Annotated in this window: 30 protein-coding genes and 1 other RNA gene; 23 read left to right on the forward strand and 8 right to left on the reverse strand. The window is 61.9% G+C overall.

The window, feature by feature from the left end:
* Positions 1-56: 56 nt before the first annotated feature.
* The 3 genes from ACYVG8_RS17555 (at position 57) to ACYVG8_RS17565 (ending at position 3311) form a co-directional block, all read left to right on the forward strand.
* Positions 57-1094: an ABC transporter substrate-binding protein gene (locus ACYVG8_RS17555; protein WP_028498330.1), complete on the forward strand. Its 1038-nt coding sequence runs from the start codon at positions 57-59 to the stop codon at positions 1092-1094.
* Between the two features lie 103 nt (positions 1095-1197).
* Positions 1198-2457, forward strand: a complete 1260-nt coding sequence (locus ACYVG8_RS17560) for an ABC transporter permease (RefSeq protein WP_233495206.1) — start codon at positions 1198-1200, stop codon at positions 2455-2457.
* A 23-nt stretch (positions 2458-2480) separates the two neighbouring features.
* On the forward strand, positions 2481-3311 hold the full coding sequence (locus tag ACYVG8_RS17565; RefSeq protein WP_028498328.1) for an ABC transporter permease: 831 nt from the start codon (positions 2481-2483) through the stop codon (positions 3309-3311).
* A 2-nt stretch (positions 3312-3313) separates the two neighbouring features.
* On the opposite strand, the gene ACYVG8_RS17570 is transcribed toward ACYVG8_RS17565, so the two are convergent.
* The 5 genes from ACYVG8_RS17570 to ACYVG8_RS17590 form a co-directional block, all read right to left on the reverse strand.
* Entirely contained in the window at positions 3314-4159 is an 846-nt protein-coding gene (locus tag ACYVG8_RS17570; protein ID WP_028498327.1) for a 23S rRNA (adenine(2030)-N(6))-methyltransferase RlmJ, read from the reverse strand.
* Between the two features lie 251 nt (positions 4160-4410).
* Positions 4411-5361: a lipoyl synthase gene (gene lipA / locus ACYVG8_RS17575; protein WP_028499923.1), complete on the reverse strand. Its 951-nt coding sequence runs from the start codon at positions 5359-5361 to the stop codon at positions 4411-4413.
* Positions 5358-5981 carry a lipoyl(octanoyl) transferase LipB gene (gene lipB / locus ACYVG8_RS17580; protein ID WP_028499922.1) on the reverse strand — a complete coding sequence of 208 codons (624 nt, stop codon included), beginning with the start codon at positions 5979-5981 and terminating at the stop codon, positions 5358-5360. Before lipB ends, lipA begins: the two co-directional genes overlap by 4 nt.
* Positions 5982-6093: 112 nt before the next feature.
* The gene (locus ACYVG8_RS17585) at positions 6094-6369 is read right to left on the reverse strand and encodes a YbeD family protein (RefSeq protein ID WP_107888574.1); all 276 of its coding nucleotides are present in this window, start codon (positions 6367-6369) and stop codon (positions 6094-6096) included.
* A 51-nt stretch (positions 6370-6420) separates the two neighbouring features.
* Positions 6421-7566: a D-alanyl-D-alanine carboxypeptidase family protein gene (locus ACYVG8_RS17590; RefSeq protein WP_028499920.1), complete on the reverse strand. Its 1146-nt coding sequence runs from the start codon at positions 7564-7566 to the stop codon at positions 6421-6423.
* A gap of 140 nt (positions 7567-7706) precedes the next feature.
* Here ACYVG8_RS17590 and ilvA point away from each other — a divergent pair, with 140 nt between their 5' ends.
* From ilvA to ACYVG8_RS17655, 13 genes are all read left to right on the forward strand, one after another.
* Entirely contained in the window at positions 7707-9281 is a 1575-nt protein-coding gene (ilvA, locus tag ACYVG8_RS17595; RefSeq protein ID WP_255420197.1) for a threonine ammonia-lyase, biosynthetic, read from the forward strand.
* On the forward strand, positions 9278-9940 hold the full coding sequence (locus ACYVG8_RS17600) for an HAD family hydrolase (RefSeq protein ID WP_028499918.1): 663 nt from the start codon (positions 9278-9280) through the stop codon (positions 9938-9940). Before ilvA ends, ACYVG8_RS17600 begins: the two co-directional genes overlap by 4 nt.
* Positions 9941-9975: 35 nt before the next feature.
* Positions 9976-10339, forward strand: a transfer-messenger RNA (tmRNA) gene (gene ssrA, locus ACYVG8_RS17605).
* A gap of 177 nt (positions 10340-10516) precedes the next feature.
* A complete protein-coding gene (locus tag ACYVG8_RS17610) occupies positions 10517-11734 on the forward strand; it encodes a tyrosine-type recombinase/integrase (RefSeq protein ID WP_460746446.1) in 1218 nt (405 codons plus the stop codon).
* 112 nt (positions 11735-11846) lie between these two features.
* Entirely contained in the window at positions 11847-12617 is a 771-nt protein-coding gene (locus ACYVG8_RS17615; protein ID WP_460746447.1) for a hypothetical protein, read from the forward strand.
* Positions 12618-12765: 148 nt separating this feature from the next.
* A complete protein-coding gene (locus ACYVG8_RS17620) occupies positions 12766-13020 on the forward strand; it encodes a helix-turn-helix transcriptional regulator (RefSeq protein WP_460746448.1) in 255 nt (84 codons plus the stop codon).
* Positions 13017-13229 (forward strand): transcriptional coactivator p15/PC4 family protein, encoded by a 213-nt coding sequence (locus tag ACYVG8_RS17625; protein WP_460746449.1) that lies wholly within the window; start codon positions 13017-13019, stop codon positions 13227-13229. Before ACYVG8_RS17620 ends, ACYVG8_RS17625 begins: the two co-directional genes overlap by 4 nt.
* A complete protein-coding gene (locus ACYVG8_RS17630; protein WP_460746451.1) occupies positions 13226-13912 on the forward strand; it encodes a Rha family transcriptional regulator in 687 nt (228 codons plus the stop codon). Before ACYVG8_RS17625 ends, ACYVG8_RS17630 begins: the two co-directional genes overlap by 4 nt.
* Before the next feature lie 273 nt (positions 13913-14185).
* Positions 14186-14365 carry a hypothetical protein gene (locus tag ACYVG8_RS17635; protein ID WP_028499913.1) on the forward strand — a complete coding sequence of 60 codons (180 nt, stop codon included), beginning with the start codon at positions 14186-14188 and terminating at the stop codon, positions 14363-14365.
* Complete coding sequence (locus tag ACYVG8_RS17640; RefSeq protein WP_460746452.1) at positions 14362-14769, forward strand: hypothetical protein; 408 nt, start codon at positions 14362-14364, stop codon at positions 14767-14769. The genes ACYVG8_RS17635 and ACYVG8_RS17640 overlap by 4 nt, the downstream gene beginning before the upstream one ends.
* A 10-nt stretch (positions 14770-14779) precedes the next feature.
* Entirely contained in the window at positions 14780-15862 is a 1083-nt protein-coding gene (locus tag ACYVG8_RS17645; protein ID WP_460746453.1) for a DUF7146 domain-containing protein, read from the forward strand.
* A complete protein-coding gene (locus ACYVG8_RS17650; RefSeq protein WP_460746455.1) occupies positions 15859-16167 on the forward strand; it encodes a hypothetical protein in 309 nt (102 codons plus the stop codon). The genes ACYVG8_RS17645 and ACYVG8_RS17650 overlap by 4 nt, the downstream gene beginning before the upstream one ends.
* Complete coding sequence (locus ACYVG8_RS17655; RefSeq protein ID WP_112692240.1) at positions 16154-17923, forward strand: DUF927 domain-containing protein; 1770 nt, start codon at positions 16154-16156, stop codon at positions 17921-17923. Before ACYVG8_RS17650 ends, ACYVG8_RS17655 begins: the two co-directional genes overlap by 14 nt.
* A 190-nt stretch (positions 17924-18113) precedes the next feature.
* Here ACYVG8_RS17655 and ACYVG8_RS17660 read toward each other — a convergent pair whose 3' ends face one another.
* A complete protein-coding gene (locus tag ACYVG8_RS17660; protein ID WP_460746456.1) occupies positions 18114-18608 on the reverse strand; it encodes a KilA-N domain-containing protein in 495 nt (164 codons plus the stop codon).
* Positions 18609-18661: 53 nt separating this feature from the next.
* Here ACYVG8_RS17660 and ACYVG8_RS17665 point away from each other — a divergent pair, with 53 nt between their 5' ends.
* The 7 genes from ACYVG8_RS17665 to ACYVG8_RS17695 all read left to right on the forward strand — a co-directional run bounded on the left by ACYVG8_RS17665 (position 18662) and on the right by ACYVG8_RS17695 (position 22694).
* Positions 18662-18886 (forward strand): hypothetical protein, encoded by a 225-nt coding sequence (locus ACYVG8_RS17665; protein WP_460746457.1) that lies wholly within the window; start codon positions 18662-18664, stop codon positions 18884-18886.
* Positions 18887-18907: 21 nt separating this feature from the next.
* Positions 18908-19282, forward strand: coding sequence for a hypothetical protein (locus ACYVG8_RS17670; protein ID WP_460746459.1), 375 nt, complete (start codon positions 18908-18910; stop codon positions 19280-19282).
* A 1529-nt stretch (positions 19283-20811) separates the two neighbouring features.
* Positions 20812-21009 (forward strand): hypothetical protein, encoded by a 198-nt coding sequence (locus ACYVG8_RS17675; RefSeq protein ID WP_460746460.1) that lies wholly within the window; start codon positions 20812-20814, stop codon positions 21007-21009.
* Positions 21010-21149: 140 nt separating this feature from the next.
* Positions 21150-21410, forward strand: a complete 261-nt coding sequence (locus ACYVG8_RS17680) for a helix-turn-helix transcriptional regulator (RefSeq protein ID WP_460746461.1) — start codon at positions 21150-21152, stop codon at positions 21408-21410.
* On the forward strand, positions 21400-21759 hold the full coding sequence (locus tag ACYVG8_RS17685) for a HipA N-terminal domain-containing protein (RefSeq protein WP_460746463.1): 360 nt from the start codon (positions 21400-21402) through the stop codon (positions 21757-21759). Before ACYVG8_RS17680 ends, ACYVG8_RS17685 begins: the two co-directional genes overlap by 11 nt.
* A 51-nt stretch (positions 21760-21810) precedes the next feature.
* Complete coding sequence (locus tag ACYVG8_RS17690; protein ID WP_460746464.1) at positions 21811-22389, forward strand: HipA domain-containing protein; 579 nt, start codon at positions 21811-21813, stop codon at positions 22387-22389.
* A 14-nt stretch (positions 22390-22403) separates the two neighbouring features.
* Complete coding sequence (locus ACYVG8_RS17695) at positions 22404-22694, forward strand: hypothetical protein (protein ID WP_460746465.1); 291 nt, start codon at positions 22404-22406, stop codon at positions 22692-22694.
* Positions 22695-22773: 79 nt separating this feature from the next.
* On the opposite strand, the gene ACYVG8_RS17700 is transcribed toward ACYVG8_RS17695, so the two are convergent.
* Together ACYVG8_RS17700 and ACYVG8_RS17705 are read right to left on the reverse strand one after the other, a co-directional pair.
* On the reverse strand, positions 22774-22977 hold the full coding sequence (locus ACYVG8_RS17700) for a hypothetical protein (protein ID WP_460746466.1): 204 nt from the start codon (positions 22975-22977) through the stop codon (positions 22774-22776).
* Positions 22978-23042: 65 nt separating this feature from the next.
* Positions 23043-23648, reverse strand: a complete 606-nt coding sequence (locus ACYVG8_RS17705; RefSeq protein WP_281660791.1) for a hypothetical protein — start codon at positions 23646-23648, stop codon at positions 23043-23045.
* Positions 23649-23858 lie beyond the last annotated feature (210 nt).

The raw sequence follows: 23858 nt of genomic DNA on the forward strand, positions 1-23858 counted from the left end.
AGCGCGGTCACCCGAACACTGTCACAAGACCCAGTTGTATCCCGAGGAGAAATGGAATGTCGAAGTGCATGAAACTGGCGGTTGCCGCCGCCATCGTGGTGGCGGGTTCCCCTGTGCTGGCCAAGGACCTGACCGTGGTGTCGTTTGGCGGCGCAAACCGGGTGGCGCAGGAAAAGGCGTTCTATCGCCCGTTCGAGAAGGCCGGCAACAGCAAGATCATTCCGGTCGATTACAACGGCGAAGTCGCCAAGGTCAAGGCGATGGTGGAGGCCGGCAAGCCGACCTGGGACGTGGTCGAGGTCGAAACCCCGGAACTGCTGCGCGGCTGTGAGGAAGGCATCTTCGAAAAACTCGACTGGAGCAAGCTCGGCGCCAAGTCCGGCTACATGAAGCCGGCCACGGTCAGCGAGTGCGGCATCGGCATCTTCGTGTGGAGCACGGCGATCGCCTACAACGCCGACAAGCTGAAGACCGCGCCGACCAGCTGGAGCGACTTCTGGGACGTGAAGAAATATCCGGGCAAGCGCGGCCTGCGCAAGGGCGCCAAGTACACACTGGAATTTGCGCTGCTGGCGGACGGCGTCAAGCCGCAGGATGTGTACAAGACCCTCGGCACCAAGGCCGGCGTCGAGCGCGCGTTCAAGAAGCTGACCCAGCTGAAGCCGAACATCCAGTGGTGGGAAGCCGGCGCGCAGCCGCCGCAGTTCCTTGCCTCCGGCGACGTGGTGATGAGCTCGGCCTACAACGGGCGCATCGAAACCGCGCAGAAGGAAGGCAAGAACCTGAAGGTGGTGTGGAACGGCTCGATCTACGACGTGGACAGCTGGGCCATCCCGAAGGGCTCGCCGAACAAGGCCGAAGCGATGAAGTTCATCGCCTTTGCCAGCCAGCCGGCGCAGCAGAAGACCTATTCGGAAAACATTGCCTACGGCCCGAGCAATCTGGCCGCCATCAAGCTGATTCCGCCGCAGGTCGCGGCCGAACTGCCGACCTCGCCGCAGAACCTGAAGGGCGCGCTGGCGATGGACGTCCAGTTCTGGGTTGATCACGGCGAAGAGCTGGAAGACCGCTTCAACGCCTGGGCCGCCAAGTAAGACGGCTGCTGCCGGCGCCCGCCGCGACGGGGGCCGGCAGCCCGCCTGCAACACTTCGCCATGACGGCGTTTCCCACAGACCGTAACGAGGACGTCGATGGACATGACTCTTCCCCGCAATGCCGCAGGGCAATTGATGTCGCTGGACGGCGAGCCGCTGGCAGTACAGCTGAAACGGCAGCAGCGGCTGAAAACCGTGCGCGCCCTGCTGCTGATCGCACCGCTGGCGGTGTTCCTGCTGGCGGTATTCATTCTGCCGATCGCCGGCCTGCTGAAGCGGGCGGTCGACAATCCGGAAGTCGTCGGCACGCTGCCGCATACCGTGGTCGCGCTGCAGGACTGGAATGGCAAGGCGGTGCCGGGCGAGACCGCCTTTGCCGCACTGGCGCGCGATCTGGAACGCGCCCATGCCGACAAGACCGTGGCCCAGGCCGCCAAGCGGCTGAACATGGAAATTGCCGGTTCGCGTTCCCTGCTGACCAGGACTGCGCGGCATATGCCGCTGGACCCTGCCGCCGGCCCGCTGAAAACGCAGTTCGTCGACATCGACGAACGCTGGAACGATCCGGCCATCTGGCACGCGATCGCCCGCAACGGCTCGTCCTATACCCCGTACTACCTGCTGGCTTCGCTGGACATGCGCGTCGGCGACAGCGGCCAGGTGGAACGGATGTCGGCCGACGAATCCGCCTACCTGAGCATTTTCGGCCGCACGCTGTGGATGGGCGTCGTGATTACCTCGCTGTGCATCCTGCTTGGCTATCCGATTGCCTACTGGCTGGCCAACCTGCCGACGCGCAAGGCCAACCTGCTGATGATCGTGGTGCTGCTGCCGTTCTGGACCTCGGTGCTGGTGCGGGTCGCCGCATGGATCGTGCTGCTGCAATCGGAAGGACTGGTCAATTCCGGGCTGATGGCGCTGGGGCTCATCAATGAACCGCTGCAACTCGCATTCAACCGCGTTGGCGTCTACGTGGCGATGGTCCACATCCTGCTGCCGTTCGTGATCCTGCCGGTGTACAGCGTGATGAAGTCGATACCGCCGACCTATCTGCGAGCCGCCGTGTCGCTCGGCAGCCATCCGATCGGCGCGTTCTGGCGGGTGTACTTCCCGCAGACCCTGCCGGGCATTGCCGCCGGTGGCCTGCTGGCATTCATCATCTCCATCGGCTACTACATCACGCCGGCGCTGCTCGGCAGCCCGAACGACCAGATGGTCAGTTACTACGTGGCCTTCTACACCAACAACACCATCAACTGGGGCATGGCTGCGGCACTGGGTGGCCTGCTGCTGCTGGCGACCATGGCGCTGTACGCGGTGTACAGCAAGCTGGTCGGCGCCAACCGGTTGAGCCTGGGCTGAGGCCGGCGAAAGGAGTGAATGTCATGTTGCCTGTCTATGCAACACCGCTGGAGAAAGCCTGGTTCTGGGCCTTCCGCGTATTCTGTGTCGGCGTGCTGGTGTTCCTGATGCTGCCGCTGCTGGTGATCGTGCCGCTGTCGTTCTCGTCCAGCACCTTCCTGCTGTACCCGATCGAATCGTTCTCGCTGCGCTGGTATGAAACGCTGTTCACTGCCGACGAGTGGATGCGCTCGCTGAAGAACAGCCTGATCGTCGGCCCGGCTGCCACCGTGATCGCCACCGTGCTCGGCACGCTGGCCTCGCTCGGACTGGCGCGCAGCGACTTTCCCGGCAAGGCCCTGCTGATGAGCATCCTGATCTCGCCGATGGTGGTGCCGGTGGTCATCGTCGGTGTCGGCACCTACCTGTTCTTCGCCCCGCTCGGCATCGCCAACAGCTATACCGGGCTGATCCTGGTCCATGCCGCGCTCGGGGTGCCGTTCGTGGTCATTACCGTGACCGCGACGCTGCGCGGTTTCGATCTGAACCTGCTGCGTGCCAGTGCCAGCCTTGGTGCCGACCCGGTGCGAACTTTCTTCCGCATCACCCTGCCGCTGATCGCACCCGGCATCGTGTCCGGCGCGCTGTTCGCGTTCGGCACCTCGTTCGACGAAGTGGTGGTCACGCTGTTCCTGGCCGGACCGGAGCAGGTGACGCTGCCCCGGCAGATGTTCGCCGGCATCCGCGAGAACATCAGCCCGACCATCGCCGCTGCCGCCGCCATCCTGATCCTGATGTCGGCCGTCATGCTGCTGGTGCTGGAATGGCTGCGCGGCCGGGGCGAGCGGCTGAAGCGTGGACCGAAACCGGCCTGAGGCTACGAGATGCGGTGATCCAGCGTAAAGCGTGCCCGGTCGTCCTGGCCGAGCACGCTGACCAGGTACGGCATCAGCGTCGCCAGTGTGTCCGGCAGGTTCCACGGCGGATTGAGGATGAACATGCCGCTGCCATGCATGCCGAAGCCGTCCGCTGACGGCGCCTGCACGCTCAGTGTGACATTGAGCCAGCCGCTGGCCGGCAGCCGCTTCAGCGCTGCCGGCAGCTCGCGCGCTTCCAGCCGCTGCAGCAGCGGATACCAGATGGCGAAGGTGCCGGTCGGGAAGCGCTGCAGGGCGTCCGCCAGCGCCTGCACCACGCGCTGGTAGTCGCGCTTGTCCTCGTACGGCGGGTCGATCAGCGTCAGCGCCCGCCGCGGCTGCGGCGGCATCACGCTCTTCAGCCCGTTGAAACCGTCGCCGACCACGACCTGCGCCCGGCGACCACTGTCGGCGAAGTTTTCTTCCAGCATGCGGCTGTCGGCCGGGTGCAGCTCGAACAGCCGCAGCCGGTCCTGATTGCGTACCGCCCGTGCCGCCACGTATGGCGAGCCGGGATAGAAGCGCAGCACGCCATCCGGATTCATCTCCCTGACCAGGTCGACATAGCGCGCCAGCGGTGCCGGCAGATCGTCACGCTCCCACAGCCGGGCGATTCCACTCTCGAATTCGGCATTCTGCGTCGCATAGCCTTGATCGAGCGCGTAGCAGCCGGCACCGGCATGGGTATCGACATACCAGTACGGCTTGTCCTTCTGGCCCAGATAGTCGAGCAGCAGTAATTCAATAGTGTGTTTCAGCACGTCGGCGTGGTTGCCGGCGTGAAAGGCGTGGCGATAACTGAGCATGGGAACCGGTGGGGGTGTGGCGGGCTGCGGGTAAATGGGGCGGTCCGTGACGGACCGATGGCGCGGGCGCCGATTATACCCCGGCACGGACAGGCCGCATGAGCCGCCATGCGTTCCTGCGCCGGCCGGCAGTGCTCAGCGAAGACAGGCAGTGAAGGCCAGGGAACTGACCGGCACCCGCAAAAAAGCCGGAAACGCATCGCCTGCGTTCCCGGCTTTTCTGTCCATGCCGTTGCCGGCAGGGGGGCGGATCAGGCTACCCCGGCGTCCATCGCCTGACGGTCGGCATGGTAGCTGGAGCGCACCATCGCGCCGACGGCGGCATGCTTGAAGCCGATCTCGTAGGCGCGGTCCTCGTACTGCTTGAACTGGTCCGGATGGACATAGCGCAGCACCGGCAGGTGGCCGTTGGACGGTTGCAGGTACTGGCCGATGGTCAGCATCTCGATGTCGTGGGCGCGCATGTCTTCCAGCACCTCGTAGACTTCTTCATCGGTTTCGCCGAGGCCGACCATGATGCCGGACTTGGTGGCCACTTTCGGATTCAGCGCCTTGTACTGCTTCAGCAGTTCCAGCGAGTGCTGGTAGTCGGCGCCCGGACGGGCCTGCTTGTACAGGCGCGGCGCGGTTTCCAGGTTGTGGTTCATCACGTCCGGCGGGGTGCGGGTCAGGATGTCGAGGGCGAGGTCGAGCCGGCCACGGAAGTCGGGGACCAGTACTTCGATCTGGGTCGAGGGCGAGGTGGCGCGGATTGCGCTGATGCAGTCGGCGAAATGCTGGGCACCGCCATCACGCAGGTCGTCGCGGTCGACCGAGGTGATGACCACGTACTTGAGCTTCATGGCGGCGACCGATTCGGCCAGGTGCTTGGGCTCGTCCGGGTCCAGCGGGCTCGGGCGGCCGTGGCCGACGTCGCAGAACGGGCAGCGGCGAGTGCAGATATCGCCCATGATCATGAAGGTGGCGGTACCGTGGCTGAAGCATTCGCCGATATTCGGACAGCTGGCCTCTTCGCACACGGTGTGCAGCTTCTGGCTGCGCAGGATGTCCTTGATCTCGAAGAAACGCTGGCCGGTCGGCAACTTGGCACGAATCCATTCCGGCTTCTTCAGCTTCTCTTCCAGCGGCACGATCTTGATCGGGATGCGCGCAGTCTTGGCTTCGCCCTTGTGCTTTACGCCGGCCGTATTGTCGATTTTCATGCAGTCTCTTCCTCTGTTGGCGCCAGCCGCGTGGCCAGATGCGGAATCAGTTTGTCGGCGACCTCGGCGAGCGTCGGTGCCGGGGTGTGGAGTTCAGCCAGCTGCGTGACCTGCAGGCCCTCGTAGCCACACGGATTGATCCAGCCGAACGGGGCCAGGTCCATGTTCACATTGAGGCTCAGGCCGTGGTAGGTCGCGTGGTTGCGGATGCGCAGGCCCAGCGAGGCGATCTTGCGTGCGTCGACGTAGACGCCGGGCGCATTCTCGTCGCCATGCGCGTCGACGCCATACTCGGCCAGGGTATCGATGATGGCGGCCTCGATCCGGCGCACCATCTCGCGGATGCCGTAGCCGCGCCGCTGCACGCTCAGCAGCAGGTAGACCACCAGCTGGCCAGGGCCATGATAGGTGATCTGGCCGCCGCGGTCGGTCCTGACCAGCGGGATATCGGTCTGGCGCAGCAGGTGTTCGGGCTTGCCGGCGAGGCCGAGGGTATAGACCGGTGGATGTTCGACGATCCACAGCGCGTCGGGCGTGTCAGCAGTGCGGGCGTCGGTGAACGCCTGCATGTCGCGCCAGACGGGTTCGTAATCGGCCAGGCCGAGGTGGCGAATTTGCATAGTTGGCTGAATGAAGGTGGCGGACCGGCCGCTCGTGCAAGCGCATGTGCGAGCGGCCTTCGCGGGGCGAAGGCCGTCGGGCGGTCCGGGAAAAACCGTTCGGTCCGCTAGCTTACAGCACGACCTTGACCAGCGGGTGGCCGCTGAGCGAGCGATACAGGTTGTCGAGCTGTTCCTTCGACGTGGCGTTGACCGTCAGCGTCAGCGACAGATAACGGCCGCTGCTGCTTTCGCGCATCATCAGGTCGAGTTCGGCATCGAAGTCGGGCGCGTGAATGCGTACTTCCTCGATGACGACGGGAACGAATTCCTCGTGTTTGTCCCCCATGACTTTCAACGGAAAGCGGCAGGGGAATTCCAGCAGGGTGTCTTGCGATTTTTCAGACACGGCAGTCTCCAGAGCAGTGGCGCGTCACGGCGGACGCGCCACCGGCGCGGGTCAGGCGAACCAGAGGCGGATGGTATCGAACAGGCGCGAGAAGAAGCCGCCTTCGTCGACCGCCTTCAGGGCGACGACCGGTTGCTCGGCGATGGTCTTGCCATCCAGCGTCAGCGTCAGCTTGCCGACCGCCTGGCCGGCCTTGACCGGGGCGATCAGCGGCTGGGTCGTCGTCATCTGCACCTTGATCTGGCTGGCGGTGCCCTTGGGAACCGTCGAGTAGATATCGTGCTGGAAGCCGATGCCCACGCTGTCACTGCTACCTTTGTAGACCTTGACCGTCGAGACCGGTTTGTTTGCAGCATAAAGTCGCGGCGTATCGAAGAATTGCAAGCCGTAGTTCAGCAATTTCGAGCTTTCGACCGCACGGGCTTCCGGGCTGGCCGTACCGACGACAACCGAAATCACCCGACGACCGTCGCGGTGGCTGGATGCGACCAGGTTGTAACCGGCGTCATCGGTGTAGCCGGTCTTCATGCCGTCGACCGACGGATCGCGGTACAGCAGCAGGTTGCGGTTCGGCTGGGTGATGTGGTTGTAGGTGAACGACTTCATCGAGTACAGCGGGTAGAACTCGGGAAAATCGCGCACCAGTGCGGCCGACACCGTCGCCAGGTCGCGGACCGACGTGTAGTGGTTCGCGTCCGGCAGGCCGTCGACGTTGTTGAAATGGGTGCTGCGCATGCCGAGATTGGCCGCTTCGCGGTTCATCATCTGCACGAACACCTCGCTGCTGCCGCCAACGGTCTCGGCCAGCGCGACGCAGGCGTCGTTGCCGGAGACGATGATCATGCCGTGGATCAGGTCATTGATCGTGACCGGCGTGCGCGGGTCGACGAACATGCGCGAGCCCCCGGTTTTCCAGGCATTGGCCGACGGCAGAACGGTCTGGTCGAGTTTCAGGCGGCCGGCCTTGATGTTCTTGAACACCACGTAGGCGGTCATCAGCTTGGTCAGCGATGCCGGCGATACGCGCTGGTCCGGATTCATCTGGGCAATGGTGCGGCCGCTGTAGAAGTCGTACAGGAAATAAGCCTTGCCGGCGATCTCCGGCGGCGGTGGCGTAAACGAAGCCGAGGCGGCGAAACCTGCTGTCGAGGAAAGCAGCAGGGAGGCGGTCAGAGCAGCAGAAATCAGTTTTTTCATTGCGAAAAGAAGACTCGGGAGGCGGTCGGAAAACGAGCGGATTATACGCGTCGATTCCCGGCGATGTGGCTTTGCGCCGCCAATTGGCGCAGGATTTGTGCAGTGCAGCTTTTCAAACACCTGTCGCCCGCTTTGGGCTAATCTGTTCAGCATCCCCGCGTAACGCTACCAGCCCCCTTGTCATGTCAAATCCAGATTATTTGCAACGCATCCTGACCTCGCGAGTGTATGAAGTCGCCGAGGAAACGCCGCTCGAACCGGCTCCGAACCTGTCCCGCCGTCTGCAGAACCAGATTCTGATCAAGCGTGAAGACCTGCAGCCGGTGTTCTCGTTCAAGATTCGTGGCGCATACAACAAGATGGCCCGGCTGACGCCGGAAGAACTGGCGCGCGGCGTGATTACCGCCAGTGCCGGCAACCACGCCGCTGGCGTGGCGCTGTCGGCGCAGAAGCTTGGCTGTGAAGCGACCATCGTCATGCCGGAAACCACTCCGCGCATCAAGATCGATGCCGTGGCCCGTCGCGGCGCCAAGGTCGTGCTGCATGGCGATTCGTTTACCGACGCCTACCTGCATGCGGTCAAACTGACCGAATCGACCGGCGCCACCTATGTGCCGCCGTTCGATGATCCGGACGTGATCGCCGGGCAGGGCACCATCGGCATGGAAATCCTGCGTCAGTGCACCAAGCCGATCCACGCCGTGTTCGTGGCGATCGGCGGCGGCGGGCTGGCCGCAGGGGTTGCCTGTTACATCAAGCGCCTGCGTCCGGACATCAAGGTGATCGGCGTGCAGACCTTCGATTCGGACAGCATGGCGCGTTCGATCTCCGTCGGTCATCGGGTCGAACTCAAGGATGTCGGCCTGTTCTCGGACGGGACGGCGGTCAAGCTGGCCGGCGAGGAAACCTTCCGCCTGTGCCGCGAGTTTCTCGACGAAGTGATCCTGGTCGACACCGACGCCATCTGCGCGGCGATCAAGGACGTGTTCGAGGAAACGCGCAGCATTCTGGAACCGGCCGGCGCACTGTCGGTGGCCGGCCTCAAGGCCTATGTCGAGCGCGAGCAACTGGCCGGGCAGACGCTGATTGCCGTTGCCAGCGGCGCAAACATGAACTTCGACCGCCTGCGTCACGTGTCCGAACGCTCGGAACTCGGCGAACAGCGCGAAGCGGTGCTGGCGGTGACCATTCCGGAAACCCCGGGCAGCTTCAAGAAATTCATCTCGCTGGTCGGCCGCCGCAACATCACCGAATTCAACTACCGCTATGGCGATGCGAAAACCGCGCACGTCTTTGTCGGCATCCAGGTGGAAAAGCGCGGCGACGTTGCCGCCATCGTGTCGGAACTGGCGGCCAGCGGGCTGGAAGCGCTGGACCTGACCGACAACGAACTGGCCAAGCTGCATATTCGCCATCTGGTCGGCGGCCATGCGCCGGCTGCAGACGAGCGCGTGTTCCGCTTCGAGTTCCCGGAACGGCCGGGCGCGCTGATGCGCTTCCTGTCGGCGATGCGGACCGACTGGAACATCAGCCTGTTCCACTATCGCAACCACGGTACCGATTACGGCCGGGTACTGGTTGGCGTGCAGGTCGCGGCGAACGACCATGCGGCGTTCAACCGCTTCCTGTTCGAGCTCGGTTATGCGTATGTGGACGAGACCGAAAACCCGGCGTACAAACTGTTCCTGGGAAAACTGGAGCGGAGCCAGGCATGATTGATGCCGTCCTGTTCGATCTCGATGGAACACTGGCCGACACGGCGCGCGACCTCGGCTGGGCGCTGAATGCGCTGCTGGCCGAAGAGGGGCGTGCCGGCCAGCCGTATGAGGCGGTGCGGCCGATCGCCAGCCATGGCGCGCGCGGTCTGGTGCGGCTCGGCTTCGGCATCGACCGCGACCATGCCGATTTCGAGCGGCTGCGCCTTCGCTTCCTCGACCTGTACGACACCCACTTTGCCGTCGACACCGTGCTGTTCGACGGCATCAACGACATGATCTGCGACCTCGACGCGGCCGGTCTGACCTGGGGCATCATCACCAACAAGCCGTCGCGCTTCACCGACCGGCTGGTGCCCGAACTGGGCTTTGCCGTGCCGCCGGCAGTGGTGGTCAGCGGGGATACCGCCGGCGTCGCCAAACCCGATCCGGCGCCGATGCACTGGGCGACCCGCGCCATCGACATCGTGCCGACCCGCTGCCTGTACGTCGGCGATGCCGAACGCGACATCCAGGCGGGCAGGGCGGTCGGCATGCGCACCGTGCTGGTCAACTGGGGCTATATCGATGCCGCGGAAATGCCGGAAAAATGGGGCGCGGACCACGCCATCGACGTGCCGGACGAACTGGTCTCGCTTTGCCGCCAGTACCGTGTATAATCACTGTAACTTAAGCCGCACAGGCTGCACTCTTCGGGGACGACATGGCTTCGACGGGGGTTGCAAAGCGGATGAGGGCATACCGGGATCTCAGTCACCCCGTTAAACACTGAATTTATATAGTCGCAAACGACGAATCTTACGCTCTGGCTGCTTAATTGCACCAGACTCTACACTGTCTCGCCCATCGGGCAGGCCGGGTCAAACCGGCAGTAGAGTCATTTAGATGGGATCGTGTCGGACCGGGTCACTTGATCCGGCACTAAATCCAAGGTGACTCGCCAATGTGCAGCCTGTCGGTCGGCGGTACAACGGTTAAAACCAAATGGCCAGACTAAGTATGTAGAACTCACCGTAGAGGACTTCCGGACGCGGGTTCGATCCCCGCCGTCTCCACCAATTCTACGTGTCACAGTGTGGCACAGCAGTTCAAAACCCCCGTGGCTACTGGCTTCGGGGGTTTTTGTTTGTGTCATGACATGCCATGATGTGTGCCGACATACCGGCCCATCTGTTGGTTTTTTTGCTGGTATTTCGACCATGTGCAAATCGTCGTACCAACATTGAGCCACCAACATGCCGCTAACCGATACAGCCTGCCGTAACGCCAAGCCTAGAGAGGATGGAAAGCCGGCCAAGCTGTCGGACGGGGCTGGGCTGTTCCTGCTGGTCAATACCGTGGGCAAATACTGGCGGCTGGCCTACCGCTTCGGGGGCAAGCAAAAGACCTTGGCGCTGGGGGTGTATCCGGGAGTCAGTCTGAAAGAAGTCCGCGAACGCCGCGACGAGGCTCGCAAGCTGCTGGACAGTGGTGTTGATCCGGGCGAGGCGCGCAAGGCGCAGAAGGCGGCCGGCACACTCAATGCAGCAAACTCGTTTGAGGCTATCGCCCGCGAGTGGCACGCCAAGTACCTGCCGACGTGGACCGAAGGACACGCGGACCGGATCATGCGCCGCTTTGAGGTAGACGTTTTCCCGTGGATGGGAGGCCGCCCGGTCGCCAACATTGACGCCCCGTCACTTCTGGCCGTCCTGCGCCGCATCGAGGGCAGGGGGGCCGTAGACACCGCGCACCGAGCCATGCAGAGCGTCGGCCAGGTATTCCGCTATGCCATCGCTACCGGGCGCGCGGAACGCAACCCCGCCGCTGATTTGGTCGGAGCGCTGGCCCCGGTTATCAAGCAATCGTTCGCCACCATTACCGACCCGCGCGGCGTGGCCGAACTACTGCGCGCCATCGACGGCTATCAGGGCACATTTCCGGTGCAGTGTGCGCTAAAACTGGCCCCGCTGGTATTTGTGCGCCCTGGCGAACTGAGGCAAGCCGAGTGGGCAGAAATCGACCTGGACGCGGCGACATGGGTCATTCCCGCCGAGCGGATGAAGATGCGCGAAAAGCACATTGTTCCGCTGTCGGATCAGGCTGCCGCCATCCTGCGCGAGCTGCACCCGCTGACAGGGCGCGGCCGCTACGTGTTCCCCGGCGCACGCACCAACGGGCGGCCGATGAGCGAGAACACCGTTAATGCTGCCTTGCGCCGGCTCGGCTTCGACAAGGACACCATGACCGGACACGGCTTCCGGCACATGGCGTCAACGTTGCTGAATGAACAGGGGTGGAACCGCGACGCGATAGAACGGCAAATGGCGCACGGAGAGCGTAACCAGATCAGAGCGACGTACAACTATGCCGAGTACCTGCCCGAGCGCCGCCGCATGATGCAAGCGTGGGCAGACTACCTGGGCACGCTGAAAGAGGGTGGCAAGGTAATCCCGTTCCGACGGTCCGCCTGACCCCCTCTTTGGGGCACCTTTAGCCGCGCCTACTTCGACGGAAGGAAAACCGGGATACCCTGCCCGGCTGGCGCGGCAATCTATTGACAGGGTTTGCACTAAGGGAGTGCAGATGTTAAGGCTATTTGATGACGCTCAGTATTTCGGAAAGCAAGAGCTACCCAGTCCCGAAAATGTCCCAGATCTTTCCTTGTGGGCATTGGTTGAAGTGCTGACGGTTGAACAGGCCGCCATGTTGATCGGTGGCATTGACCCTTCGGAATTTCGACTCATTGAGTTGGCGCAAGGGTCCGTACATACCGCCATGTACAAGCGAGCTGTTGTTGCACGTCAGGCGTTGTGCGGAGCAATCAGCCTTGGAACGTTGCCTTCATTGGAAGTATGGCAGCAAAGCTGGAGTGGCGACCAATACGTAATCGGAGCAAAGCAATCTGCCAGCCCCGCCGACATCGTTGCAGAGAGAACAACCATACAGACAAGTGCACTGTTGTCATGGCTCGCTAGGAAACAATTCCGCACGATCAAGCAGGATGTAAAAGAGGCCATTGCATCCGCTTTCCGCAAGGGCTGGCAGCAAGGGGAAACCCAGCAAAAAAACGGCGAAGTCTCCGAAGCGCAGCCCATGGCAATACTCCCAAAGCGTACCTATACAACACCACCACTGGATGTTATTGAAGAGGTAATAGCCGAGCATTGGGAAGGTTACGACCCCTCCGACCCTAATGCCAAAGCGCCAAAGCAACACGTTATTACACAGGCCATTTACCGCAAGCTTGAGGAGCGCGGAGTAGCCAACCCATCGGCAACAATGGTTGATTATATGGACCGCATCGCCAGGCATCCAAACGCCAAATCTGGCGGCAACAAAAAACTAAAGGGTTAAACCCATAAAATCCAATACAGGCAAGGCTTTCAGGTTGGGTTAAACCCAGCAAACCCGGATTGGGTTTAACCCTTTGGCTGTTGCCTTCAACCCGAGAAAGCGCGGTTTCATGGATGCGTCACCACGACGTGCCACAGGAAACCGCACCATGCAAACCGCTACACTCACCTGCCCAAGCGCACCCAGCCACGCCATCCCCTACGGCACCCTTCCCGCTACCGGCCTTGTCCGTCAGAAAGACCTGCTGCCATGCTTGCCGTTCGCCTCCTCGCAACTGTGGCGACTGGTCAAGGCTGGCAAATTCCCCGCCCCTCTGAAAATCTCCCCTCGCGTCACCTGCTGGCGCGTAGAGGACGTGCGGGCGTGGCTTGATGCTGTTGGTCAGCCGGAGGCCGCCCAATGACCGCCATCGTGATCGAAAAAAGCCCGGTCGAGCACCTTCACATCGAGCGCCGCGAATACAAGGGCAGGCCCTACATCGACATTCGCGCCCATGCCGATTTCGGCAATGGCGAGGGGTTCGTGCCGACCAAGAAGGGCATCACCCTGCCGCCCGACCGGCTGGGCGAGCTGATCGAAGCATTGCAGACGATTCAGGAGGGCGAGGCATGACACCGACCACATATGAGACCGGCCTACCGCTGGTGCTGGCCAAGGACGGCCCGCGCATTGACTCGCGCATCGTGGCTGAGGAACTGGGCATCGAGAACCGCGCCTTGCTCCAAAACATCGACAACTATCTGCCGAAGTTCAATGCGTTCGGGGTAGTCACATTTCAAACGCAGAAACCCCCGAAAGGTTCCAAGGGCGGGATGCCGGTGCGCTTCGCCCTGCTGAACGAGGACCAAGCCTATTTCGCCGTCACGCTGTCGCGTAACACCGAACAAGCGGTCAAGGTGAAGTTCCGGCTAGTGCGGGCCTTTGGCGAGGCACGCAAGCAGCAGGACGCCCGCCAGACCCAATACCTGCCGTTCTACCACCTGGCCCATGATGCCGCCCGCAGCATGGCGCAGACGGCCCAGCAGCGCGGCAGCGAGGCACCGGAACAGGTGTTCCATACCAACGTCGAGCGGCTGATTAACCGCGTGTTCGGCATCGAGACCGGCCAACGAGCCAGCCTGTCGCCGGCTATGCGGAACGCCGTCAGCACGGCTTACCAACTGGTGAGCGCAGCGGTGGCCGATACATTGGCTGACGGTGGCGACCACAAGGCTGCTTACCGTGAAGCCGAACGCCGTGTAACTGACTTCGCCCGCCTATTCGGACCGGCGCAACCGGGGAGGCTGGCCGCATGACCCTTGCTCACTCCCTCGCATCGCGCTACATTGCTCCCGTACCGTTCAATAGCGGTACCGGGCTTGGCGGCCCGAACACAAAGGCGGACGGCCGCCCAGCGGCTATTTTTACGTCCGTCCACAACACCATTGCTGCGCCTTCTATGCCGAGCCGTGGTGGGGGCGTGCTTGCACGCGCCGGTTCCTTTGTGCCGGTCCGCCAACCCTGCCATGCGCTCGGCACCCTCGCTTGGCGGCGAGGGGTCGAGCTTCACGCTCACAAAGGAGGCCACCATGCCTAGCATCGCCTTGCGCGCTGTCCGCGCCCTGTTCCCACTCTCCGCCGTTCCTGTATCCACTGTACCGACCCATGCCGAAGCGTGCGCCGTGGCGCGCCTGCTGGTGCTGCAAGGCAAGCGAATTGCCATCGCCCCGGCCGACCGTGGTTACACCGTGTCGGAGGTGCGAGCATGAACACCATCAAGCCCTTGGGCATCCGCTGCGACCAGAACGGCTTTGAACTGCTGGCTATCGCGCGCGAACATCTGCAAGAGTCTGACAAGTTCATTGAGAGCGCTGGTTGCTACGCGCCGAATGTCACCATGGAAGATGCCGCGCTGGCTGAATCGGTGGCGGAAGTGATGTTGGTAGACAGCATCGCCGGATTACAGGCCATCGGCCACCTAATCCGCCACCGCGATGGGCATGACATCGGGGGCACTGACAAGGTGCTCTCGCAAGTCGGCTGCTTGGCATCCCTGCTGGCCGACATGCAGCAATACGCGCTGGACGCACTTGGCGCGGCTCAAGCCCGTTGCTGGGCGCACGAACGCATTGCGGCAAGCCGCAACCGCTCCAATCCCATTCCTCAAAACTGAGGGCAGCACAATGAATGCAAATTTTCCGGGAAGTTACACACCGGGGGGCAAGTCACGTCTGGACGCCGACACTGTGCGCGCCGCCGCGTCCGGGCGCTGGCCGTCGATCCTGGCTGATCTGGGTATTGCAGCCGCCGTGCTGGGCAAGCGTGGCAACCAGCCTTGCCCGGCCTGCGGTGGGCGCGACCGTTTCCAGTTCATTGACAAAGACGCCGGCCGTTTCGTCTGCCGTGCGCTGGACCGCCAAGGCGGCGACGGCTTTGCGCTGGTCGAGCACTGGCTTGATTGCGGTTTTGCCGACGCGCTACGGGCCGTCGCCGGTGTGCTGGGGCTGGCGGGCGACGCAGAGCTGTTGCACCCCTCGCTGCCGCACCGCGAGGCTGCCAACCCGACACCCTGCGCCAGCGCCGACCGTACCGACCGTCTGAGCGCGCTATGGGACGCTGCCCGCTCCGTCACCCCCACCGATCCGGTCGGGCGCTACTTGGCCAGGCGCGGGCTAGGGGCGGTGGCCGACACTTGCCCGGCTGCGCTGCGCTATCACCCGGCGCTGCCGTACTGGCACCCAGACAGCAACGGGCGCCCGGTGGAGCTGGGACGCTTCCCGGCCCTGCTGGCGCGGCTGACGGCCCCGGACGGCACGCTCGCCGGCCTGCACCGCATCTACCTGAGCGCCAGCAGCGACAAGCTGACGCAGTGTCTCGCCGGCGAGCTGCTGCCGGCCAAGAAGCTGGCCACCGTGCGCGAGGGAGCGAGCAAGGGCGCGGCGGCACGGCTGTACCCACCTGAGGCGGGCCGGCTGGCGCTGGCCGAGGGCATCGAAACCGCGCTGGCTGTCGCACAGGGTTCCGGCTTGCCGGCATGGGCGTGCGTATCAGCCGGTGGGCTGGCGCGGGTGATCCTGCCGCCTGAGGCGACCGACGTATGGGTTTTTGCCGACCACGATGCCAGCGGCACCGGTCAGCGGGTGGCCGAGCGACTGGCGCGACGCCTTCGAGGTGAGAGCCGGCGCGTGCGGGTGCTGCTGCCAGAACTGCCGGGGGTGGATTGGCTGGATGTGTGGAGCGAACAACAAAAAAGGAACGCCACATGAGCGCGAATGCAAGGAAAGCCGAAGCGGCCGTCTATGGGGTGCTGGATATGCTGGCGGACAGCGGCGGCGCTCTCGACGCTAACGGTATTGCCGAAGTGCTGTTTTCACACTTCGCGGCCAACTGGGCTGCCCTGTCGCTGGATGACAAGTTGGTCATGGCCCATGCCGTTGCTGCCCTGAGTCTTGCCGGCCCCTGCATCGGGCCGATTGGGCGTGCCAGCCTGGACGACATACGGCAAGCTGCCGCGCGTGGTGAGCGTATCGACGCCTTGCCAGTGGGAGGGCGGTGCCATGAGCGCGAATGACCTGCAAACCCTCAAAGACGCGGCAACCCTGCCGCCCGATCCGCTTAAACCGCGCTTTGACGTGACCCGCGACGGTGTGTTCTACGTCGGCACCAAGACCGACCGAGACAGCGGTGAGGTGGTGGAACTGCCTCCGCTGTGGCTGTGCGACCGTCTGGAGATTGTCGGCAGCGGCATCGACGACGGCGGCGACGCTTACCGTCTGGTGAAGTGGATCAGCCGCATCGACAAAGAGCCGCGCCTCATTGCCATGGCAAATGCCTGTATCGGAGAGCGGGATTGCTGGGCGCAGTTGCGCGCGGGCGGGCTGGCACATTCGCCGCGCCGCGCCGCACTGGAACATTTGGCGCTGTACCTGCAACGGGAAGGGGCGACCACGCTGCACCACGTTACTGAGCGCGGCGGCTGGCGCAATGGCGCATACATTCTGCCGTCCGGGGAGGTAATCGGAGAGGCCCGTCCGCCCGTGTTCTATCACGGCGATACCAGTAGCGCCGCCGCCTACCAGCCGTGCGGCACGGCCGAGGGCTGGCGGGACAGTGTGGCGAAGCTGGCGCGGGGTAATACCCGGCCCATGCTGGCCATCGGCGCGGCGCTGGCCGCTCCGTTGCTGCATCTGGTTGAGCTGGAATCGGGTGGCATTCACTTGTTCGGCCCGTCCGGCTGCGGCAAGACCACCAGCGCCAAGGCCGGTGCGAGCATATGGGGTGAGCCGCGCGGCCAGGTATTGAACTGGGACAGTACCGCGCTGGCACTAGCCAATGCTGCTGCCGCGCGCAATGACGGTCTGATGCTGCTGGACGAGATGGGCCAGGGCGATCCGCGCGCCGTCAGTATGGCGGCTTACCGGCTGTTCAACGGCACCGGCAAGATGCAAGGGGCCAAGGACGGCGGCAACCGTGAGCAAGCCCGCTGGCGTGTGCTGGTACTGTCTACAGGGGAAATCGACCTGTCCGCTTTCATGAGCAGCGGCGGCCACCGCACCCATGCCGGGCAAGAAGTGCGGCTGGCCAGCCTGCCGGCCGACGCCGGCAAGGGGCTAGGGGTGTTCGATACGCTCAATGGCTACGCCAGTTCGGGCGATCTGGCCGAAGCGCTGGAACAGGCCGCCACGGCCCAGCACGGCACCGTCGGCCGCGCCTTTACTGCCCACGTCGCCGGCCAGCCCGACACCATCACCCGCCGCCTGCGTCGTGCCATTGAGGACTTGCGGGGCGTGTTGCCTGCCTCTGTTAGCGGTCAGGTACGCCGGGTGGCCGCCCGCTTTGCCGTGATTGCCGAAGCGCTGGAACTGGCAACCGATGCCGGCCTGACCGGCTGGGCACCTGGAGAGGGCCGCGCTGCCGTGATTGGCTGCATGGCTGACTGGCTCGACCGCTACGGCATTGGCAATCGGGAAGATGTGTTGATTCTTGAGCAGATAGAAGGCTGGTTTGCCCTGCACGGGAATAGCCGCTTCATCCTCTGGGACAGTGCCAGCGGCGACAGCGAGCCAATGACGCGGGATTGCGCCGGTTATTTCCGCCGCGCGGTCGATAGCCTGAACTGGCTGGTGCATCCGTCCGTATTCGTGGATGAAATTGCCAATGGCTTTGACCGGGCGGTTGCTGCTGCTGTGGCAGCCAAGGCCGGCATGTTGACTCGTGGCAGTGACGGCAAGGCGACCAGCAAGCACCGCACGCCGGACTACCCGACGCCGAGGCGCTTCTATCACTTCACCGCCACCGTGCGCCGGCAGGACGACAGCGGCGACTAGCAAAACGTACACGCGCGAAAAAAACAGGTGGAACAGGTGGAACGGTGGAACAACTCTCTGAAAGCCTTATCTGTGGCGGGTTTGGCTGTTCCACCTGTGTTCCACCTGACCGAATCAAGGTGGAACAAAACCGGCCATTTCGTACTTGTTCCACCTGACGCGCTGACAAGGTGGCACAGCGGTGGAACAGCTAGATCGGCCATGGTGGCGGGTTTGCGGGGTTTGTTCCACCGTTCCACCTGTTCCACCACGTTTTGTGCGTATATAGAGAAAAGCTGTCATATGCGAGGCTGCAAGCAATGACAAAAGAATCAGTCACCCTCGCCACGCTGGACGAAGCCGACCGCGAGCTGTTCGAGGAACGCGCCGCCGTCTGCCTGTTCGACGGCGGCATGGGGCAGCAGACGGCAAAGCGCACATCAAGCCAGCGGGCGAATGCGACCGCCAATTTAGGGTGCAGCCATGTCCCGCCGTTACGCCCCTTGCGGGCATGGATTAATTCCCCGGAATTCCGGGTATTAAGCAGCTCGGACAGGGCGGTGATGTATTGGTCGGTTTCCCGGTTGGCCAGCCAATGGTCTACCCGTTTGCCAAAACGCTCTGCTGCCACCATGGCATTGAACCAGCCATCCTCACGGAATTGCATGGTATGGCCGTCGGACTCAGCCTTGATGATTTGCATCATGTCGATCTCCACCCGCAAATAGATGTCCACGGCCGGCAGCGTTGCGGGAGATTGTGGCGCTACTGTCCGACGCTGGCCGGGAGCTGACCCTGAGCCAGATACAAACGCACCTGGACGGATTCCGCGAGCTGCCCGAGCTGTCAGCGGCGATGATCCGTTTGCATCGCAAGGGGCTGGTGATCGCCGAACGGGTGGAGCGACCGACTGACCGGGGTAGCCGCGTGGTGAAGTGCCATCAGCCTGCCCGGACGAACGATCAATACCGTATCGCGGCGTAGCGATACATTAAGGAAACAGACATGAGGGACACCGCCAGAAAGCGCGCAATCCTGAAAATGCTGGAAGTGCAAACCGAACGCGACCGGCTGGAATACGGGAGACCACCTTACACCGCAACCACCATAGCCGAAGAGATCGGCGGAAGCGTTCAGTCCGTCGCCCGTACCCTGCGCGGCATGGCGAAGGATGGGCAACTGATTGCCGTGCGGGATCGGCAAGAGGTCTGGAACGCCATAGCAGACGGCCACATCGAAATGACCGTCACCGCCTACTACAGCGCCCGCACGATGGAGCATGACATGGCCGCTGCCAAACTGTGGGCTGATGGCGCAGACGAGCGGCAGAGACTTGCGCTGGAAGGATTCTCCCAAGCGCTCGGCATGGTGCGGCAATGACCTCCTAAGCCGTAGCCAGGTCGGTATCTCTGCAAACCGAATTGCTGTGATATGTCCTTGATTGGGAAAGTTGCTTCGGCTGTGGGGCTGTGCAGGGTGGTGTAGCCACCGGGTTTGAATCAGGAGATTTCGATGCACTCTCGGCGGCTGGTCTTTAAATGCTTCAGATAGAAGCAAATATATTCTTGCTAATTGCACGAGTATGTGTGCAGTAGCATGTGCTAAAACGGTAGGCTAAACAGTGCGCTGCTTTAAGTTTTTGATTCTGCACGCATCTTCTGCCTCGGCACGAGTATGGAATACTTTATTCAGCCGTCGCTCTCGCACCTTGTCGTAGATATAAAATTTTCTGACGGGGCGATCAAGGGTCTCCCCAGGCTTAAGGCTTTGATGAATAACGGCCGGATGAACGGACTGTATGACATACCGAGGCTCCATGTGTTCTCCCTTGTGCGTAGTGAATTTACGCATTGAGCTATATCAAGATTATGCAAATATTATGACGTGAGCTTGATAAGGGAGGGGGTGTCGAAAGTCTGGCCGGGGTCAGGCCATAGACCGCCCGTTCCCTCACGTGCGGAAAATTTCTCCCCGTGGCGATTTTGTTAAAGGGGCATTCCTGTCCTGTTTCCTTGACTGGCGCGGGTTTGCGCTGCATTCACGCTCAGTCGGATGTTAAAGCGCTGTTAAAGCTGGCGGGCCGTCCGCCAGCCGTTGAACACGCTCACACCCGGCCGAATGGCTGTTTTCAAAATCAACCCCATGAATGGGCCGTGAGAGGGGGGCAGGGTTATTTGAGTCCCTAAAAGGACGTGTCCCCTTCGGGCTTGGTCGCACGGCACGGCCATACCGGGATTTCCCGGTTTCGCCCGTCGGCAAGCAGGGGGGGGGCCGGCAGCCAAGCCGTAGACCCGGCATCCTGCACGCATTGCAAAAGCCAAAACTGGCTTTTGTTGCCAGTGTGCCCGCGAGCGCCCCGTGCCAGTTGCTGGACCCAAGCGAGGGGCTTGGGCGAGCACGGGTTACTACCGCCCCGAACTGAGGCACCGAATTTCCGCAGTCATTGAGCGGGGCAGGCTGGCTTGAAGTGAGGCAACCACACAGTGCCAGCCAAGTAGCCGGTACGCATCAGGTACGCAGGGAATCCCCGTACACCGGGGTTACGCGACCAGTACGCGCGCGAATGACCAGGCTGACAAACCTGACACCTGAAAAAGCGGCTCTATGCCGGCCCGTCGAAGGCGTGACGGATGGCCTCAAGGCTGGGCAAGGAAGTGAATGTGTTGGTATTTTTGTTGGTACTTGGCAAAGTAGGAATCATTGAAACCTAGTATTGGCGGCACTTTTGAGACGTTTTGTGATTGCCGCCGTCCCACCAATTCTGAAACCCCAGCCACCCTTGGTTGGGGTTTTTTCTTGTCTGATCGTGCTGCAAGGTGCAGCTCCGCCTGGCCTCCTCCCGAAAAACCGTAGCGGAGAGAAGTAGAGATTTCTGGCAAATTTGAGCCCATCCGGGCAGGAGATTTGTCATGAAAAAATCGAAGTTCACGGAAGAGCAGATTGCCTTAGCGCTGCGCCAGGCGGCATGTTGTACCGAACTGTTCGCTGCAGTTTTTGCGGTGATTGCTGCCGTTATTCTCCGCAAAGCGGATGTAGTGGCGCAGTTCGGGCATGCGACGGGCGAGTCGCGCCACAGTGGGTGTGGATGGGTGTCAATCTGGAATTGAGATCTGCCTTTTATTTCCCGATCGGGAAATAAATAACCGGGCCATGGCCTAATCACACTGAAATTTCCCGATCGGGAAATGTCGCTTGCACATAGTCCGATTGTGGCTAATAATTTCCCGATCGGGAAACTGAGCAAGCCATGACATCCATTCGATCACCTCAACAACTCGGCGATGCACTACGTGCCGCCCGCAAGCAGCTCGGGCTGACCCAGCCCCGGTTGGCTCTGGCGGCCGGGGTGGGGGTGCGCTTCATTGTCGATCTTGAAGCAGGCAAACCCACCTTACGACTAGAGAACGTACTGCGGGTCATTGATGCCCTGGGGGGAGAGATCCAGTTGAGCGGGTTGCCATCATCCATGGCCAACGATCACCGCGAGGGTGGCAACCATGGCGCATGAGCTGGAAGTCTGGCTTTTCGCCGATCGTGTCGGCACGTTGGCACTGGTCGATGGGCGGCTACGCTTTTGCTACGCACCCGATTGGCTGTCACACAAAGACACCGTTGCCTTGTCAGCCTCGCTGCCCCTGCAAGCGGCACCGTTCGATGATCGCAAAACGCGTCCCTTCTTTGCCGGTATTCTACCCGAAGGGCAGATGCGCCGCCTGATTGCGCAGCAGTTTCAGGTGTCTGGCCAGAACGACTTTGCGCTGCTGGACCACATCGGCGGCGAATGCGCCGGGGCCGTGACGTTCCTTGAGCCGGGGCAGGCTTTGCCTGTGCCAACCCGCAGCGATGACGTTCAATGACTGAGCGACGACGAAGTCGTTGCCATCCTGGATGAATTGCCGCGTCGACCCATGCTGGCGGGCAAAGACGGCTTGCGTCTTTCCCTGGCTGGTGCCCAGGACAAGTTGCCAGTGGTTTTCGATGGTGCGCGCATCGGGCTGCCCCTCAACGGCACGCCTAGCTCCCACATCCTGAAACCGGCCATCCACGGCGTTGACGACAGCGTGATCAACGAAAGATTTTGCATGGCTCTGGCAGAGGCCATGCAGCTCAAGCCAGCGAAATCAAAAGTCCACCGGGTATTGGATCGCTCGTTTCTGCTGGTTGAACGCTACGACCGACTGATCGATATGCAGGGGTACCGACAACGCCTCCATCAAGAGGACTTCTGCCAGGCACTTGGCGTGGTGCCCGAACTGAAGTACCAGAATGAAGGTGGTCCGGATCTGGTCCAGTGCTTTGACCTGGTACGCAGTGCGACGCGTCCCAGTGCGCCACAGGTACTGCGACTGCTCGACTACGTGATCTTCAATGCGCTGATCGGCAATCATGATGCGCATGCCAAGAATTTCTCTCTGCTTTACTCAGGCAAAGCCCCGTTCTGGCACCGTTTTACGACACACTCTCGACGGCGGTGTATCCAGCACTGACGCAGAAGATGGCGATGAAAATTGGCAGCAAGTACAAGTTCAGCGAAGTTCAGGGGCGGCACTGGGAGCAGTTCGCCGAAGGCGTAGGTTTTACCAGGGCACAGGCCAAACGGCGCATTCTGGAGTTGGCAAAGTTACTGCCAGCGACGGCGCGCAAGCTCCAGTCTGACCCTGGACACAGTTTTGCTGGCAATCCAGTTGTTGAGCAAATCAATACCTTGATTGATCAACGCTGCACCCTGACGATTCGACGGCTCACCGACCCCGCAGCCGAAAATGACGCGGCCGCCGAACCCTCCGTCTGAGCTGCCGTGCGGACGCGGGTTCGATTCCCGGATTCGGGAATTGAACTGGCACTGAAAGGCTGACGGGTTTGATGCACGTTCACGGCGACCAGCATGGCAAGAAAACCTGCTTGCCGGCCTGCAGTCCGGCAGGCTTTTCGATTGAGTTCGCAATGGTTCGCAGCAGCCCGCAGCGCTTCGATTGCGTACTTTCAATAGTCGCTTGATGCGAGGGGCCATCCCACACTTGTTTGCAGGATTCTGCAAACAGCAAGGACAAGCCATGAACGGTCAGTTCCTGCACACTTCAGTCAATCAGCATGATACTCACCTGAACGAAGTGGTCGCCAGGCAGGGCAAGGCGTGGGCTCAAGGTGAATTGCTACCCAGCTGCGGCGCACTGATGGCTTCTATGAAGCGTCTTGCCGCACCTTCCATGCTCTCGTCGGTGGTTTTTCCGCGGTGGGAATAGGCAACACCGAAGCCCAGATTTTTCTGCACCGGGTGGCGGCAATAGCGGGACGTCACCTGCAATTTGAGCGCTTGCCTGCCTGTTGGCGTAAGGGCTGCGGTGTCATCAAAAGTGATGTGAACATTGACGCATGGATAAGTGCGATCTTCGTCATATTGGTAGTCAGAAGCCGTTTCAACAAACCGTGGCGGAGGATTCATTGAGGCAATGCGCTTTTTGACGAAGTCAACGAAGCTGCCGCTGTCGGGGGTCGGAGGCATTTCAAATACAAATGCTTGTGCCCCATAGGTCTCCGTACTTTCAGCCCCTCTTTTTCCGAAAGAAAGGCCATTACTTGCCACGCCTGTCACGATCCACCCCTCAGAGTCCGGTGCGTATACCGGCAATATGCGGCTGGGGAAAAATTGCTTCGGGCTTACCGGTTGGCCAGGCGACAGAGCCCAGGTGGTGCCGGCAATCAGGCAACCGAGCACAAGGACGGCAATTTTTTCAGGAATGGTCATTTTTCATGAAATGAATGGAGACAGGGAAGGCAGGTCAATCATCAGCATGGGCCCGCAAGCAAGAGAAAGGGGTCAATCCCTTCCGCCTGCCGGGCAAGTCCTTGCAGCATCAGGCATGATCTGCTCAAGCTTTCGGCGAGCCTGTACTCTTCAAGGCGGGATGCCGCCATGGATGGGTATGCGGCCGGCACAAAAGTATTGCCCGTCGGG

This window comes from Microvirgula curvata (assembly GCF_054781615.1).

Coding starts and splice junctions, on each gene's coding strand:
- ACYVG8_RS17560 (WP_233495206.1), top strand. CDS start 1,198: ATGACTCTTCCCCGCAATGCCGCAGGGCAATTGATGTCGCTGGACGGC.
- ACYVG8_RS17675 (WP_460746460.1), top strand. CDS start 20,812: ATGAAAAAATCGAAGTTCACGGAAGAGCAGATTGCCTTAGCGCTGCGC.
- ACYVG8_RS17625 (WP_460746449.1), top strand. CDS start 13,017: ATGACCGCCATCGTGATCGAAAAAAGCCCGGTCGAGCACCTTCACATC.
- ACYVG8_RS17610 (WP_460746446.1), top strand. CDS start 10,517: ATGCCGCTAACCGATACAGCCTGCCGTAACGCCAAGCCTAGAGAGGAT.
- ACYVG8_RS17670 (WP_460746459.1), top strand. CDS start 18,908: ATGAGGGACACCGCCAGAAAGCGCGCAATCCTGAAAATGCTGGAAGTG.
- lipA (WP_028499923.1), bottom strand. CDS start 5,361: ATGAAAATCGACAATACGGCCGGCGTAAAGCACAAGGGCGAAGCCAAG.
- ACYVG8_RS17640 (WP_460746452.1), top strand. CDS start 14,362: ATGAACACCATCAAGCCCTTGGGCATCCGCTGCGACCAGAACGGCTTT.
- ACYVG8_RS17660 (WP_460746456.1), bottom strand. CDS start 18,608: ATGATGCAAATCATCAAGGCTGAGTCCGACGGCCATACCATGCAATTC.
- ACYVG8_RS17590 (WP_028499920.1), bottom strand. CDS start 7,566: ATGAAAAAACTGATTTCTGCTGCTCTGACCGCCTCCCTGCTGCTTTCC.
- ACYVG8_RS17615 (WP_460746447.1), top strand. CDS start 11,847: ATGTTAAGGCTATTTGATGACGCTCAGTATTTCGGAAAGCAAGAGCTA.
- ACYVG8_RS17695 (WP_460746465.1), top strand. CDS start 22,404: ATGAAAATTGGCAGCAAGTACAAGTTCAGCGAAGTTCAGGGGCGGCAC.
- ACYVG8_RS17600 (WP_028499918.1), top strand. CDS start 9,278: ATGATTGATGCCGTCCTGTTCGATCTCGATGGAACACTGGCCGACACG.
- ACYVG8_RS17570 (WP_028498327.1), bottom strand. CDS start 4,159: ATGCTCAGTTATCGCCACGCCTTTCACGCCGGCAACCACGCCGACGTG.
- ACYVG8_RS17685 (WP_460746463.1), top strand. CDS start 21,400: ATGGCGCATGAGCTGGAAGTCTGGCTTTTCGCCGATCGTGTCGGCACG.
- ACYVG8_RS17645 (WP_460746453.1), top strand. CDS start 14,780: ATGAATGCAAATTTTCCGGGAAGTTACACACCGGGGGGCAAGTCACGT.
- ACYVG8_RS17635 (WP_028499913.1), top strand. CDS start 14,186: ATGCCTAGCATCGCCTTGCGCGCTGTCCGCGCCCTGTTCCCACTCTCC.
- ACYVG8_RS17620 (WP_460746448.1), top strand. CDS start 12,766: ATGCAAACCGCTACACTCACCTGCCCAAGCGCACCCAGCCACGCCATC.
- ACYVG8_RS17655 (WP_112692240.1), top strand. CDS start 16,154: ATGAGCGCGAATGACCTGCAAACCCTCAAAGACGCGGCAACCCTGCCG.
- ACYVG8_RS17555 (WP_028498330.1), top strand. CDS start 57: ATGTCGAAGTGCATGAAACTGGCGGTTGCCGCCGCCATCGTGGTGGCG.
- ACYVG8_RS17680 (WP_460746461.1), top strand. CDS start 21,150: ATGACATCCATTCGATCACCTCAACAACTCGGCGATGCACTACGTGCC.
- lipB (WP_028499922.1), bottom strand. CDS start 5,981: ATGCAAATTCGCCACCTCGGCCTGGCCGATTACGAACCCGTCTGGCGC.
- ACYVG8_RS17630 (WP_460746451.1), top strand. CDS start 13,226: ATGACACCGACCACATATGAGACCGGCCTACCGCTGGTGCTGGCCAAG.
- ACYVG8_RS17565 (WP_028498328.1), top strand. CDS start 2,481: ATGTTGCCTGTCTATGCAACACCGCTGGAGAAAGCCTGGTTCTGGGCC.
- ACYVG8_RS17705 (WP_281660791.1), bottom strand. CDS start 23,648: ATGACCATTCCTGAAAAAATTGCCGTCCTTGTGCTCGGTTGCCTGATT.
- ACYVG8_RS17690 (WP_460746464.1), top strand. CDS start 21,811: ATGCTGGCGGGCAAAGACGGCTTGCGTCTTTCCCTGGCTGGTGCCCAG.
- ACYVG8_RS17650 (WP_460746455.1), top strand. CDS start 15,859: ATGAGCGCGAATGCAAGGAAAGCCGAAGCGGCCGTCTATGGGGTGCTG.